Here is a 14,199-nt window from a genome sequence, read left to right on the forward strand (position 1 = left end):
ATGAAACGTGTTTTTCTCTTCATCAGCAATCTTCTTTTAACTTTCTTCCTCATTGCCACTCTGTCCTTTTGGAAAGAAGCTCTTCCTCAACGCCTATTTCCAGGTGTGGCTGTACACAGTGGTCAAGTCGATTATACTACCCTCAAACAAGAATTAGACAGCCTTGCTAGGAAACATAATAGTCTCATCGCAAGAACTATTTGGGAAGTGGATAGTGATGGAAAATCAAGAACTCTCTACGAAGCTTTTGGAGATGGGCAACTCCCAGACTGGATGCCCCCAGCAAGTCAAGAAAGCATTCACAAGAGCGATCTTCTCAACAACTACAATATTATCAGCGGAACCCTAACTAGTCAAGAATTGGCTACTCATCTGAAAGAACTTGGACTAGAAAAAGCGAATGCATTTGAAAATGACAGAGTATCCTTCGTACTGGCCATGTTTACCCAACCTGATCAGCTCATCAGTATGTTAATCTTTTTGCTGACTTTCTTAGCTTTAATTGTTATCGGTCAGATTCAATCTCTTTCTCAGTCAGGGATTAGATTGATTTCTGGAGAGCGGTTGAGCCATCTCTTCTTTCGTTCTCTCGCAAGAGACGGACTTGATATCCTTCTTTTTGGTCTACCTGCTTTGCTGATAGCAAGTGTCTTGCTCATTTCCTTGGGATATCCTTATGAAGTTCAGACTTTTCTAGGAATACTTTTTATTCTTTACAATAGCCTACTTCTCTTACTTAGTCTTCTAATTGCCTTTCTTTTTACCATTTCTTTAAAAAAAGTCCATCTCCTCTCTATCATCAAAGGAAAATTACCAATCAAGTCAATTCTACGCATTCTCTACTTTGGTCAGGTACTTGCCATTCTACTGGTTATTGTAGGATTTGGACGTATTTCTACTTACTATCATATACTTGAGAAAAATGAGGCTGGACAAGCTACTTGGGAACAACGCTCCAATGTTGTTACTCTTAAAACAGGGCGTTCCAGTCAGATGAAAAATTTAGATGAACTGCAGACAAATGCTGATAAATGGTTTGACTTTATTCAATATTCTTTAGAAAATGGAAATGCCTTTCTAGTCAAACATAATCTCGCTATTCAAGCTATAAAACATTCTCTTTCAACTCATAATGATTCTGAACAAAATCCCTATGACTTGGAAGGGAAAAATATTCTCTATGTAACACCTGACTACTTCAAAAAAGAAGGTATAGAGTTAACATCAGAAACCTTTCAAAAAATCAACAACCTAAAAGATAGACAGATTCTTGCCATACTCCCAGAAGAACTACAAAAAAATGAAAAAGATATAAAAGCAACCTTGCAACAAGAGTTAACCAACCGATTATACAATAGCGAGTCTAATCCTCCTGTCGAAGTTAGTATAGCTTATACCAATCAAAATAATGATGTATTTCTCTATAATACCACCCATATCGCTTATGATCAATGGTTATCAAATCCCATCTTTCTTGTGCTTTCTCCTAAAGCACTTGGTAAGGCTTCCTCCATCTTCTGGTTTACAAATCTAGAATATCTCTATTTTACAGACCTCCACCAAACACAAGAACTTTTGAAACACTATCAACTTGATCATATGGTCTCAAGGCTATCGTCTGCTAGGGAAACCTATCTCCAGTTAAATCAAAAAATTAAAATCGAAATTTTTAGTAACTTAGCGAGTGCTATGTTTGCTATTTTGACTTCAATTTTGCTGTTTACAAGTTTAAATCTGCTCTATTTTGAAGCCTTTCGCAAAACCATATTCTTGAAAAAAATAGCAGGTTATTATTTCTTTGAATTACACAGTAGATATATCACTTCTCAAATAACAGCTCTCTTTCTCGGAAGTAGTCTGGCTTTCATTATTTCTAAGAATATCTGGATTACCCTGATTCTATTTCTCAACTTTTCAAGTTTAGCTGTTCTTCTATTAAAAATCTGTGATAAAAAGGAAAGCAAAACCTATGCTAGCATTATCAAAGGAGGATAGTATGATTGAATTACAACATATTTGGAAACAATTTGGTTCTCGTATCATTTTCTCAGACTTGAATCTGAATTTTCAAAGTGGTATGGTGTATGCTTTGATAGGAGACAGTGGTTGTGGAAAAACCACTTTGCTCAATATGCTAGCAAAACTAGAAACTTTCGATAAAGGAGAGATAGTTTACAAAGGAAAGTCTTTGACTTCACTAAAAAATGAGGAATTCTATCGTAACGAGCTAGGTTATCTCTTCCAGAACTTCGGACTATTAGAAAGTCAGACCATTCGAGAAAACCTTGAGCTGGGACTGATTGGTAAAAAGAAAAACAAAAAACAAGAGAAAGAGAGACTTCTTCTTCAAGCACTGCAAGCTGTCAGACTGGATTATCTAAGTCTCAACCAAAACATCTATGAATTATCTGGTGGTGAAGCTCAACGCATAGCACTTGCTAAGATTATCCTGAAAGACCCTCCCTTAATTCTAGCTGATGAGCCTACCGCCTCGCTAGACCCCAAAAATTCCAAGGAAATTATGGAAATTCTCCTTGAACTTCGTAATGCTAATAGAACAATTATCATCGCAACTCACAATCCTAGTATTTGGAAAATGGCTGATCAGGTAATTCATCTCTCTCAAGATGGAAAAGAATATACTTAAATATCAAAATCCCTTGTGGCTAAATAACCACAAGGGATTTTCAGTCATTTATGCTACTTCTTTTAAGTAATATAGTGCAAATAATAAATACTTCCTGTTAAATCTCACCAAAACCAGCCATCATTGTCATCAATGGCCTCGGCTTCCTTGCGTTTGCGTGGTCCTGTTCCGTACATTTCGGCTTCGATTTCTTCCTTAGTTGGCAGGATAGAGGCGAGGATGATGTAAATAATCACACCAATCCCAAAATTTGATATAGTAAAAATGGCGAAGAGAAAGCGGACTAGGGTTACATCAAAATTCCACTTGTCTGATAGCCCAGCTAAAACTCCTGACACCATACGGTTTCGTCTCATTTTATAAAATTTTGTATTCATGATTGTTTCCTCTTTCGGTATTCTTACAAGTAGTATAGCATGAATCAGAACTATCAACATCAGTCCTTAGGCCGATTTAAGATGACGAGTTTGCCACGGCAGACGCCACAGTGGTAGCGTTTAGTATCAATCCTACGCTTGCGCTGATAAGTTTGCTGGCAGGATTGACACTGATAGACTAGGTAGGTACTTTGGTCTTTCAGAGGGGGGACAAAGCGTAGTCCGTCCACTTCTTTCAAAAGTTCCTTAAAATCTCGATCCTTATGCCGATAACCCTTTTTCTGAAAATAAAGGTGATAGTGACAGAGTTCATGGCGCACGATTTTGCGAAAGACTTCCAAACCTAGTTCATTATAAATCTTAGGATTAAAATCCAAATGCCCATCCTTAGGGAAAAATCGTCCACCTGTCGTTCGCAGACGAGAATTCCACTGGGCTTGGTGCGTGAAAGGTCTACCAAAGTCTTCGAGTGAAACAGACTGAACGTACTCAGTTAGATTCATCTGGAGCGAGGAGCGACAGATTGACTTTTTCACGTTCGGTATCGATTTTCTTAACCCAAACCGTTACCAAATCTCCAACAGACACCACTTGGCTGGGATGTTTGATAAATTTGCGACTCATATGAGAAATATGAATGAGGCCGTCTTCGTGAATCCCGATATCAACGAAGGCACCGAAATCAACGACATTACGCACCACACCTTCTAGCTTCTGTCCGACTTTTAAGTCTTTGATATCCAAGACATCTTGACGGAGAACAGGTGCATCAAAAGAATCACGGAAATCTCGACCTGGTTTGAGAAGGTCGGAAATGATATCTTTAAGCGTTTCTGGTCCGAGATTCAGTTCTTGCGCCATCTCCTTAACTGAAAGAGACTTAAGCTTATTTTGTGCTTCTTCATTCAAGTCTTTGATATCCAAGCGTTTGAAAAGCTCCTTAACCGCAGCATAGTTTTCTGGGTGAACTCCTGTATTATCAAGGATATTGCTACTTTCAGGAATACGGAGGAAACCGGCAGCCTGTTCAAAGGCTTTGGCACCTAGGCGAGGAACCTTCTTGATTTGAGCGCGTGAAGTGATTTTTCCTTCTTCCTCACGGTATTTGACGATATTTTCAGAAATGGTTTTATTAAGTCCAGCTACGTGGGAGAGAAGTGCAGGGCTGGCTGTATTGACATTGACACCAACTTGGTTTACCACGGTATCGATGACAAAGTCCAGACTCTCAGATAGTTTCTTCTGACTAACATCGTGCTGGTATTGACCCACACCGATTGACTTAGGATCGATTTTGACCAATTCAGCGAGGGGATCTTGCAAACGACGGGCAATAGAGATGGCAGAGCGTTTTTCAACGGTTAATTCTGGAAACTCCTGACGAGCAAGTTCACTGGCAGAGTAGACAGAAGCGCCACTTTCATTGACGATAACATAGCTGACTTCAGGAAAATCTTTCAGAACTTCCGCCACAAAGGCTTCACTCTCACGGCTTGCAGTACCATTTCCGATGGCAATAATTTCTACGCCATACTGACCAATCAAGTCGGCTAATTCTCGTTTTGCTTCTTCAATCTGACGAGCTGATGCTGGTTTTACTGGATAAATGATGTGGGTCGTCAGCATTTTCCCTGTTGCATCAACGACAGCCAGCTTGGCACCTGTACGAAAGGCAGGGTCAAAACCTAGAACCACGCGCCCTTTCAGCGGAGCAACCAAGAGAAGATTGCGCAAGTTGTCAGAAAAGAGTTGGATAGCTCCTTCCTCTGCTTTCTCCGTCAGTTCTGTCCGAATGCGGCGTTCGATAGCAGGCAAGACCTTTTTCTTAACTGACTGTTGAACAACTTCATCTATATAGGCATTTTTCACCTTGAAACGGGCAGCAAAGAAAGCAAGAATACGATCTGTCGCATGTTCAAATCCGACTTTTAAGACACCTAGTTTCTCACCACGATTGAGAGCCAAGGTACGATAGCCCTGCATGTTGCCAACAGTCTCTGAGAATTCGTAATAAATCTGAAAAACTTGTTTTTTATCAAGACTCTCATCCTTGACCTGCGAAGTGATTTTAGAATGTCTCAACACTTCCTGATAGGTCAGTGAACGCAAAGTCACATCTTCGGATAGGGCTTCTACCAAAATATCAATCGCACCTGCCAAGACTTCTTGACCAGTCGCAAATCCTTCGCAGACAAACTTCTCAGCTTCTTTCTCTAAGTCAGCTACATTCTGCAAAATCAAGCGTGCAAGAGGAAAGAGTCCAGCTTCACGGGCAATGGTTGCCTTGGTCCGACGTTTCTCCTTATAAGGAAGGTAGAGTTCTTCAACGTCTGCTAATTTTTCAGCTGCCAAAATAGCCTCTTCCAATTCCTTGGTTAGTTTGCCTTGTTCTTGAATCTTAGCCAAGACAGCTTCCTTACGGTCATTGAGATTAGTCAAGCTTTTATCCAAGTCGATAATGGCCTTAATCGCCACCTCATCCAGACTACCAGTCATGTCCTTGCGATAACGTGCGATGAAGGGAATTGTCGCCCCTTCTGCTGTCAAACTTAGAACAGTATCGATTTGCTTTAAGGTTACACCCAAATCTTGGGAAATTTTTTCATATTTTTTATCCATATACCTATTATACCATAAGGAACAACTCTTGTTTTGCCTTACCTGTTTTTGCATCTTTGATTATCAAAATAATCCCTTTTCCACAAAATAATAGTATAATAGAGGTAGAATGTAGAAAAGAGGTAGGCCTATGGCTGTTAAATTTACAAAAACCGATGACTTGGACAAGATGTTTGAAGAATTTGCCAAACTTCCTGACTTAACACAAGTCACTTTCCCAGATGACAAAGACAAAAAAGAAAAAGTTGAGAAGAAAAAATAGATGACGAGTTTCCAATCTCTTCCTCCTAGTGTATTACAAGCAGGAGCTATTTTTCTCTCCATCATGATTGAAGCCCTTCCCTTTGTCCTGATTGGGAGTCTTATTTCGGGGTTGATTGAAGTCTATATCACACCTGATAAAGTTTATGAGTTTCTTCCTCGCAATCGTTGGGGGAGGATCTTTTTTGGTACCTTCATTGGCTTTCTCTTTCCATCCTGCGAGTGTGGAATCGTTCCGATTATCAATCGTTTTCTGGAAAAGAAAGTGCCCAGCTACACGGCAGTTCCCTTTCTGGTGACTGCTCCCATCATCAATCCTATCGTTCTTTTCGCCACATATTCTGCCTTTGGCAATTCAATAAAACTTGCCTTCTTGCGAGCCCTGGGAGCCATTGTGATTGCTTTGGTGCTTGGTATTTTCCTAGGATTTTTCTGGAAGGAACCCATTCAAAAAGAGAATTCTATCGCTTGTCATGAACATGACTTTTCACACTTGAGTCCTGCTAGAAAGGTCTTTCAGGTCTTTATACAAGCTATTGATGAGTTTTTCGATATGGGGCGTTACTTGGTCTTTGGCTGTCTCTTTGCGGCTATCGTGCAGGTCTATGTCCCGACTCGGATCTTGATCTCTATCAGCGCAAGTCCAGTCCTTGCGATTCTCTTGCTCATGTTTCTAGCCTTTCTCCTCTCTCTTTGTAGCGAGGCGGACGCCTTTATCGGTGCTTCTCTCCTCTCGAGCTTCGGCCTAGCGCCAGTCCTTGCTTTTCTGGTCATTGGCCCCATGCTTGATATCAAAAATCTCCTCATGATGAAACACTATCTAAAAGCACGCTTCATCTGGCAATTCATGGGCATCGTGACAGTGCTTGTCTTGCTTTATTCTTACATGTTGGGGGTGATGCTATGATCCGATTTATCATTCTACTAGGTTATTTTGCTCTGACCCTTTATCTGCAGCTATCTGGCAAGCTCAGTCACTACATTAACCTCCACTATTCCTATCTAGTCTATATCTCTATGGTCCTTTCTCTTCTGTTGGCTCTGGTCCAATTCTATATCTGGATCAAGAAAATCAACTCTCACAGCCATTTGGAGAGTCGTCTAGCTAGGCGAATCAGCATCCTGTTACTGTCACTACCTCTGTTGATTGGAGTTGCCTTTCCGACAGTAAGTTTGGACTCGAGAACCGTATCTGCTAAGGGATATCATTTTCCACTTGCTGAGGGAATCAACACAGCCATTCAGGCAAGCGAAGGAACATCTAGTCAATACCTCAAACCCGATACCAGCACCTATTTTTCCAAATCTGCTTATGAAAAGGAAATGAGGTCTACAGCTGACAAATACCTCACCCAGCCAACCATTCAAGTCACTGATGAAAACTATATGGAGGTCATGGAAGTTCTCTATGACTATCCTCAAGAGTTTGAAGGAAAGAAAATCGAGTTTACAGGCTTTGTCTATAACGATCCTAGCCATCCAGATAGCCAGTTTCTCTTTCGCTTTGGAATCATCCACTGTATCGCAGATTCTGGTGTATATGGACTCCTGACCAAGGGGAACTCACGCCAGTATCCTGACAATACCTGGATTACCGCTAGGGGAACCCTGACACTCCACTACCATAAAGAACTCAAACAAAAACTCCCAACACTGAAAGTTGAGAGTTTCACAAAAGTAGACAAACCAGAAAATCCTTATGTATATCGCGTGTTTTAATAAAAGAGGGAATATCAGAATGTCTGCATTACAGAATTCTAATATTGCCTCTTCATTTTTTTCTTGTACTTATTTCAATCCAGCATACTATCTTACTTTTTGACCTTTTCTCTGACAGAATGTTCAGAAACCCATTTAGAGTAGCTTATCATTTTTTCATCAGTTAAAGCTTCTACCGCTATAGTCACGCACATATCAACCGCTTCTTCCTCACAATCATATTTAACGCTGAAGAGCTAACTGTTTGAATTTGCTCATTTGGAGAATACCGTTGAATTACTAAGGCATTGATTTTTTCAATTTGCTTTTCTGTTAGATAGACTGTCATTTTTCCACCAAAGCTTTGAAAACATCGTCGTATTCTTCAAAAATTGTATCCAATTTTAAGTTAAAGGCATCATCAGAAACATAAGAGACCTGATGATCCAATTCTTCAGGAGTAAAGATAATTTCGCCACTTGGTAACAATTTTGCTTCATATTTAACACCACTTGGAATATTGAATTCGCTTGGAATTGTAATGGTGATTGAATTTCCTTGTTTTCTTGTTTTTACGACCATCTTATTTCCTCCTTTGAAGTATTATAACAAATAATTACGGTAATTACAATGATAGTGTAAAACTACTATTTCATATCAGAGCTTAACCGGAATACTCAGCATAAGTGATTTTTTCAAGGTTTCCAATTCTTCCAGAGATTTTTGAATTGCCAATTGTGATTTTGCTCTTTCTATCATATATTCAATATTTGTTAGAGGATTTGTATTTCCTTCAGTCCACAGCATTTCCCATAGCTGATCAATTTTATTTTTTAATTCGCCTGTAATCATACTAGTCTCTTTTCTTTGGTTTTAAAGTTATGAATATCACTATTTTAACAGATTTTCAATCAACCTTCAATTATGTTTCTTTCTATTAAAATTTCTTTCAAAAATAAAAAAGCAAACACAAAATTGGTTTACTTTTTTAACTCTCACTCTCCATCCTTCCAATTCCGAGCAATCTCTTCGTCTTTCTGGAGTTGGTCTACCAGTTCCTCTACGGAGTCAAATTTGACCATATCTCGGACACGGTCCAGCCAGTAGACCATGACGGTCTCACCGTAAATATCATCTGAAAAGTCAAAAATATTGACTTCAAAACGTGGTTCTTCTCCATCAAAGGTGACATTTTTGCCAACGCTCGCCATTCCACGATATCTCTGACGCTGCACTTCCACATCGACTACGTAAACACCGTCCGCTGGCATATAAGTTCGGTCTCTTAGGACCAGATTTGCTGTTGGATAACCGATAGTACGCCCACGAGCATTTCCGTGAACGACCATCCCACGAGATGGGAGCGGAGTGCCGAGCAAATGATTGACTTCCTTTACATCTCCATCAAGAATTGCCTGACGAATCCGTGTAGAACTAATCTTGCCCTTTTCATCCTCAACTGGAGGAACAATGATGATCTCTCCATCAAAATAGTCCTTCAGGTCATCCGCAGTTTTCTTATCAGACCCAAACGTGTAATCAAATCCTGCCACGATGATAGCCGGTTTTAAAGCCTTGATATAGGTATCAAAGAATTCTTTCCCTGTTAGATTGGCGAATTTGCTACTAAAGTCAAGTAAGAAGAGAGCCTCTACTCCGTGCCACTTCATCTTGTGCTCCCGTTCCTCGTGATTGACGATGTGAAGCATGAGCTCAGGTTGATAAGGTTGTAAGGCAAGTTTTGGCGACTCTGTAAAGGTCATCACGACAACTGGCAGATAGTCCTTCATCGAGGCCTTACTGGCCACTTCAAAGAGTTTCTGATGTCCCTTGTGGATGCCATCAAAATAACCAAGTACAAGGACTGTTTTTCCCGGTACTGCAATGTCTTTTTCGTTCTTAATAGGTACTGTTGTAATCATGAAACTATTATATCATAGAGCAAGTCTTTTCGCTAAGAGGAAATCCCAAATGTCGTTTTTTGCGCCTGAACTGACCTTGATAGACAATTCAAGGTACTCGTTTTAAAAAATAGCACCTCCTAAGAGATGCTATCGTTTGGTAACTAGTCTATTGTTTCTTCTAAATCTTTTAACTTAACCGAAACAATCTTAGACACACCTGATTCTTGCATTGTAACTCCATAGATAGAGTCCGCTGCCGCCATCGTCCCCTTACGGTGGGTTACGACGATGAACTGACTATCCTTGTCAAAGCGGTTAAGGTAATCCCCAAAACGTTTGACATTGGCTTCGTCCAGCGCCGCCTCTACCTCGTCCAAGATGACGAAAGGAATAGTCTTAACTCGGATGATTGAGAAGAGCAGAGCCAGAGCAGATAGGGCTTTTTCACCACCACTCATAAGATTGAGAGACTGGATTTTCTTACCTGGTGGTTGAACAGAAATCTCCACACCAGCAGTTAAAAGATCGCCCTCAGTTAATATCAAGTCTGCCTGACCTCCACCAAACATCTGTCTAAAGGTCACTTTAAAGGACTCACGAATAGCTTCAAAGGTTGATTTGAAGCGTTCCTTAACCTCATCATTCATTTCTGTGATGGTCTCAAGGAGCAGGTTTTTCGCAGACAAAATATCGTCTCGTTGGCTATTGAGGAAAGCCAGACGGTTGTGAACTTCTTCGTACTGGTCAATAGCGTCCAAGTTGACAGGACCCAGTGAGCGAATAGCCTTCTCTAAATCCTTAACCTCTTGCTCCGCCAGATTGAGATTTTCCAGTTCATGAGCCTTTTCTAGAGCCTCTGTGTAGCTAATCTGGTACTGGTCAGTTAATTGAACTTGTAGATAGCGCAAACGTTCGCTGACCTTTTCTTTCTTAGCTTCAGCACGTGTTTGCTTGCGAATCAACTCCTCATTCTGCTGACGAGCCTGATCCAAATGGCTGGCAATATCATCCAATTGACCCTCGATATCATCCAACTCAAACTGCTTGCGAATCAGACCTTGTTGAAGATTGGCTTTCTGAGTTTTAGCCTCTTCCACCTGCTGGCTTAGTAAATCCGTATCCACTTTTTCAAGATTATCAACCTTTTCTTGGAGGAGACGCTGGATTTCCTCTTGCTCGATATCCAGATTATCCAGTTCCTTGCCTAAGCGTTCAATATCAGTCACTTCGTACCGCTTTTGTCCTTGCAGTTCGGACTTAAGCAAGCGCGCTTGAGAAATCTGTTCCTGCAAGTTTTGATAACGTTCTTGAATAGCGTTTTTGTTAGACTTAATTTCTTCAATCTCAGCTTCCAGATTTTGTTTTTCACTGGCAATGGTGTCAAGGCGCTCTTGACATTTTTCCTTGTCCGCTTGCCAATCTCCTTCAGTAAGGCGATTTAATTCCTCTTCTTGAAGTTTCCAAAGAGTTTCCAGTTCCTCAACTTGCTGACTGGTCTGTTGATAAGCAAGGTACAAACCTTGCTCCTGAATACGAGCTTGCTCACCCTGAGATTTGATAGCTTCTAATCTTTCTGCCAATACCGCCATCTCATCTTGCAAGGTCTTCAAACTTGCTTCTTCTGACCGCAAGTCAGCTTCCTCTTCAGCAATTTCTTTTTGCAATTGCTCCAGCTCTGGCTTGATGAAAATACTGTTATTTTGACGATTGGCACCACCCGCATAGGAACCACCTGTACGCAACTCTGTCCCATCCAGTGTCACCATACGGACTTGATAACGAACTTGGCGAGCAGCCGTACGTGCATGTTCTACAGTATCAAAAATTGCTGTCGTTGCTAGCAAGTTCTTGAAAATGGCTTCTAGTCTCTTATCAAACGACACCAACTCATCTGCCATGCCCAGAAATCCTGGACTTGCTGCGATAGCATCTTGATTCTGACTAGAGATTGTACGCGCCTTAATCGTTGTCAAAGGAAGGAAGGCCGCACGACCAGCTCTGTTACGTTTTAGGAAATCAATCGCCTTAGTTGCCGCGTTTTCATCTTCTACAATGATATGCTGACTGCTAGCTCCAAGTGCAATCTCCAAAGCAGTTTGAAAATGCACATCAAAGGTCAGATGCTCACTAACTGCACCAATGATTCCACCAAGACGGTCTTTTTCTTGAAGAACACTCTTAACACCCGCATAAAAATTACTATGATTTCTTAGAATGTTTTCTAAGCTTTGGGCTCGAGCCTGCTTGTTTTTAAGAGCGTCCAGACGGTCAAAGAGTTGGCTCTGCTGGGCTTGGTAAGAAGCTTTCTGCTCCTCTTGTTCCTTGGCACTAGCTTGGTAGTCTGCCAATAATTTCTGAACCTGCTCCTTGGCGGTTTCAAGCTCGTCTTTTTGCTGACTAGCCTTCTCTTTAGCTGTAGCCAGCTGTTCTTTCAATTTCTCAAGTTGATCTGCTTGTTTTTGAGATAGTTGACGGCTGTTTTCCAACTCATTCTCGATGCGGGTCAGTTGGTTTGAGACATCCGCTTCTTCTTGTAAGAGCGCCACAAAACGTTCACGCAGGAGCTCAATCATCTGGTCAGGATCATCTGAAAATGCTAACAACTCTGCTTCTAGGCGATTGAGTTCCTTGTTATTTTCAGCTAGACCTTCCTCTAACCGTTCCAGATTCCCTTCTTTTTCAGATTTTTCTTTACTTAGCGCCTTTCTCTTGTCTTCCAAAGTCGCCAAACGGGCTTGTGCTTCTTGTTGATTGAGGGCTACTTGCTCAGATTCCAGTTTAGACAGGGCTAGTTTTCGCTCTAAGTCACTAATCAAACTGGTCAAATCCATTAAGCTTCCTTGGTCTTTGGTCATTTGAGCTTGGAGATCTTGGCGTTTCTTTTTAAGAGTCTGATTTTCCTCTTCTAACTCTTCACGCTTTTGGTAATAACTAGTCAAGAGTTCCTGAACTTGCGTTAGCTCTTCTTCTGTCAACTCTAGTTCAGCCTTGTTTTCCTTGATTTGGGCAACCAGTACATCCAAGTAAATTGCCTTGCGTTGACCATCCAAGTCGAGAAACTTACGAGCATTCTCAGCTTGCTTGGCAAGGGGCTTGATTTGATTATCCAACTCATAGATAATGTCCTCTAAGCGGTCGAGATTGTCTTGAGTTTGTTGTAGCTTACTCTCTGTTTCTTTTCGACGAGTCTTGTATTTTAAAACTCCAGCAGCTTCTTCAAAAATAGCACGGCGTTCTTCAGGCTTGGAGTTAAAAATTTCCTCAACCTTCCCTTGAGAGATGATGGAGAAGGAATCTCGTCCCAGACCTGTGTCCAAGAAAAGGTCATGGACATCACGGAGACGGACTTTCTTTCCATCAATTCGATATTCGCTATCTCCACTACGGTAGATATGGCGTTCTACCTTAATAACTTGCCCCGCATCCTTAATAAAACCATCTTCATTGTCCAAGGTTACGACAACAGAAGCATAATTGAGTGGTTTGCGACTTTCAGTTCCAGCAAAGATAACGTCGGGCATCTTGCCACCACGAAGACTCTTGACACTGGACTCTCCCAAGGCCCATCGCAGACTTTCTGTGATATTTGACTTCCCAGAACCATTGGGCCCAACGACAGCTGTCACACCTTGATCAAAGACGACCCTGGTCTTGTCAGCAAAGGACTTGAATCCCTGAATCTCAATCTCCTTTAAATACATGAATCCAGCCCTTTCTCAACTGCATTTTTGGCGGCCTCTTGTTCTGCCAATTTTTTAGAACGGCCTTGACCTTTTCCGATACTCTTGCCCTCAACAAGAACTTCTACATCAAAAACCTTATCATGGGCAGGCCCCGTCTCAGAGGTCACCTGGTAGCGAATATCCACATCGCCATTAACCTGGAGCAACTCTTGCAAGTGTGTCTTGTAATCCGTAATCATCTCAAAGTCACCTACTTCAACCTTGGGAATCATGACCTGATAGATAAACTCTTTTACTCTAGCTACATCCTTGTCTAAAAGCAAAGCTCCCAGAAAGGCTTCAAAAGCATCACCGAGAATGGTGTCACGATTGCGCCCACCAGACTTTTCTTCTCCTTTACCCAGCTTGATAAACTGATCAAACTGGCAATCACGCGCAAAACCAGCCAAACTCTCCTCACGGACAATCATGGCACGGAGCTTGGACAAATCTCCCTCTGGTTTCTTAGGATATTTTTTATACAGATATTCTGAAATCAATAATTGCAGAACAGCGTCTCCTAAAAATTCCAAGCGCTCATTGTGTGAAATTTTTAAGAGGCGGTGCTCATTGGCATAACTCGTATGAGTAAAGGCTGTTTCCAGCAAATTCTTGTCTGCAAATTCGATTGCAAAACGCTTCTTCAGTACAGTTTGTAATTCTTTCATACTGACCTCTTTCTAATAATTACGATCCTTTCTATTATAACAAAAAAAGCCCTCTGAGTCACTTTAAAATGGGACTGGAGGGAATTTGGGCATTTTTTAGAAAAAGTTCTTCAATTCTAGGGGGCAGATTTGGGATAGTATAAAGAAAAAAGCCTTATTTAAAGGCTTTTTTAGGCTGTTTACATCCACCCTGAGGGAATCGAACCCCCATCTCAAGAACCGGAATCTTACGTGATATCCATTACACTAAGGGTGGAAACTTGTCTTATTATAACAGAAATTTGCTCTAATAACAAGTTTTTT

The 14,199-nt window shown here is 41.1% G+C and carries 13 protein-coding genes, 1 tRNA gene and 1 pseudogene; 5 read left to right on the forward strand and 10 right to left on the reverse strand.

Features of this window, described 5'->3' with window-relative positions:
* Positions 1 to 1,995 carry a DUF1430 domain-containing protein gene (locus tag M1F56_RS08220; RefSeq protein WP_247917402.1) on the forward strand — a complete coding sequence of 665 codons (1,995 nt, stop codon included), beginning with the start codon at positions 1 to 3 and terminating at the stop codon, positions 1,993 to 1,995.
* Between the two features lies 1 nt (position 1,996).
* On the forward strand, positions 1,997 to 2,647 hold the full coding sequence (locus M1F56_RS08225) for an ABC transporter ATP-binding protein (protein ID WP_247917403.1): 651 nt from the start codon (positions 1,997 to 1,999) through the stop codon (positions 2,645 to 2,647).
* 104 nt (positions 2,648 to 2,751) lie between these two features.
* On the opposite strand, the gene M1F56_RS08230 is transcribed toward M1F56_RS08225, so the two are convergent.
* From M1F56_RS08230 to M1F56_RS08240, 3 genes are read right to left on the reverse strand one after another with little or no spacing between them, the layout of a single operon-like run.
* On the reverse strand, positions 2,752 to 3,024 hold the full coding sequence (locus tag M1F56_RS08230; RefSeq protein ID WP_109290075.1) for a PspC domain-containing protein: 273 nt from the start codon (positions 3,022 to 3,024) through the stop codon (positions 2,752 to 2,754).
* A gap of 59 nt (positions 3,025 to 3,083) precedes the next feature.
* Entirely contained in the window at positions 3,084 to 3,527 is a 444-nt protein-coding gene (locus M1F56_RS08235; protein WP_247917404.1) for a SprT family protein, read from the reverse strand.
* Entirely contained in the window at positions 3,514 to 5,643 is a 2,130-nt protein-coding gene (locus tag M1F56_RS08240) for a Tex family protein (RefSeq protein ID WP_247917405.1), read from the reverse strand. The genes M1F56_RS08235 and M1F56_RS08240 overlap by 14 nt, the downstream gene beginning before the upstream one ends.
* Before the next feature lie 130 nt (positions 5,644 to 5,773).
* On the opposite strand from M1F56_RS08240, the gene M1F56_RS09715 reads away from it, so the two are divergent.
* The 3 genes from M1F56_RS09715 to M1F56_RS08250 are packed head-to-tail and all read left to right on the forward strand — an operon-like array spanning position 5,774 to position 7,623.
* Entirely contained in the window at positions 5,774 to 5,905 is a 132-nt protein-coding gene (locus tag M1F56_RS09715) for an SPJ_0845 family protein (RefSeq protein WP_000268696.1), read from the forward strand.
* A complete protein-coding gene (locus M1F56_RS08245) occupies positions 5,906 to 6,811 on the forward strand; it encodes a permease (protein WP_247917406.1) in 906 nt (301 codons plus the stop codon). It begins immediately after the preceding gene.
* Positions 6,808 to 7,623, forward strand: coding sequence for a TIGR03943 family putative permease subunit (locus tag M1F56_RS08250; RefSeq protein WP_247917407.1), 816 nt, complete (start codon positions 6,808 to 6,810; stop codon positions 7,621 to 7,623). The genes M1F56_RS08245 and M1F56_RS08250 overlap by 4 nt, the downstream gene beginning before the upstream one ends.
* A gap of 92 nt (positions 7,624 to 7,715) precedes the next feature.
* Here the strand turns inward: M1F56_RS08250 and M1F56_RS08255 are convergent.
* The 7 genes and pseudogenes from M1F56_RS08255 to M1F56_RS08285 form a co-directional block, all read right to left on the reverse strand.
* Positions 7,716 to 7,951, reverse strand: a pseudogene (locus tag M1F56_RS08255) (hypothetical protein).
* Entirely contained in the window at positions 7,948 to 8,184 is a 237-nt protein-coding gene (locus M1F56_RS08260) for an AbrB family transcriptional regulator (RefSeq protein WP_033585340.1), read from the reverse strand. The pseudogene M1F56_RS08255 and the gene M1F56_RS08260 overlap by 4 nt, the downstream one beginning before the upstream one ends.
* A gap of 75 nt (positions 8,185 to 8,259) precedes the next feature.
* Positions 8,260 to 8,454 carry a hypothetical protein gene (locus tag M1F56_RS08265; protein ID WP_084938678.1) on the reverse strand — a complete coding sequence of 65 codons (195 nt, stop codon included), beginning with the start codon at positions 8,452 to 8,454 and terminating at the stop codon, positions 8,260 to 8,262.
* A 143-nt stretch (positions 8,455 to 8,597) separates the two neighbouring features.
* On the reverse strand, positions 8,598 to 9,524 hold the full coding sequence (locus M1F56_RS08270; RefSeq protein ID WP_000633638.1) for a bifunctional riboflavin kinase/FAD synthetase: 927 nt from the start codon (positions 9,522 to 9,524) through the stop codon (positions 8,598 to 8,600).
* Positions 9,525 to 9,667: 143 nt separating this feature from the next.
* Positions 9,668 to 13,207, reverse strand: a complete 3,540-nt coding sequence (smc, locus tag M1F56_RS08275) for a chromosome segregation protein SMC (RefSeq protein ID WP_247917408.1) — start codon at positions 13,205 to 13,207, stop codon at positions 9,668 to 9,670.
* Positions 13,198 to 13,896, reverse strand: a complete 699-nt coding sequence (rnc, locus tag M1F56_RS08280; RefSeq protein WP_125449239.1) for a ribonuclease III — start codon at positions 13,894 to 13,896, stop codon at positions 13,198 to 13,200. Before rnc ends, smc begins: the two co-directional genes overlap by 10 nt.
* A gap of 184 nt (positions 13,897 to 14,080) precedes the next feature.
* Positions 14,081 to 14,152 (reverse strand) — tRNA-Arg (locus M1F56_RS08285).
* Positions 14,153 to 14,199: the final 47 nt, after the last annotated feature.

This window comes from Streptococcus oralis (genome assembly GCF_023109005.1).
Lineage (GTDB): Bacteria > Bacillota > Bacilli > Lactobacillales > Streptococcaceae > Streptococcus > Streptococcus oralis_BU.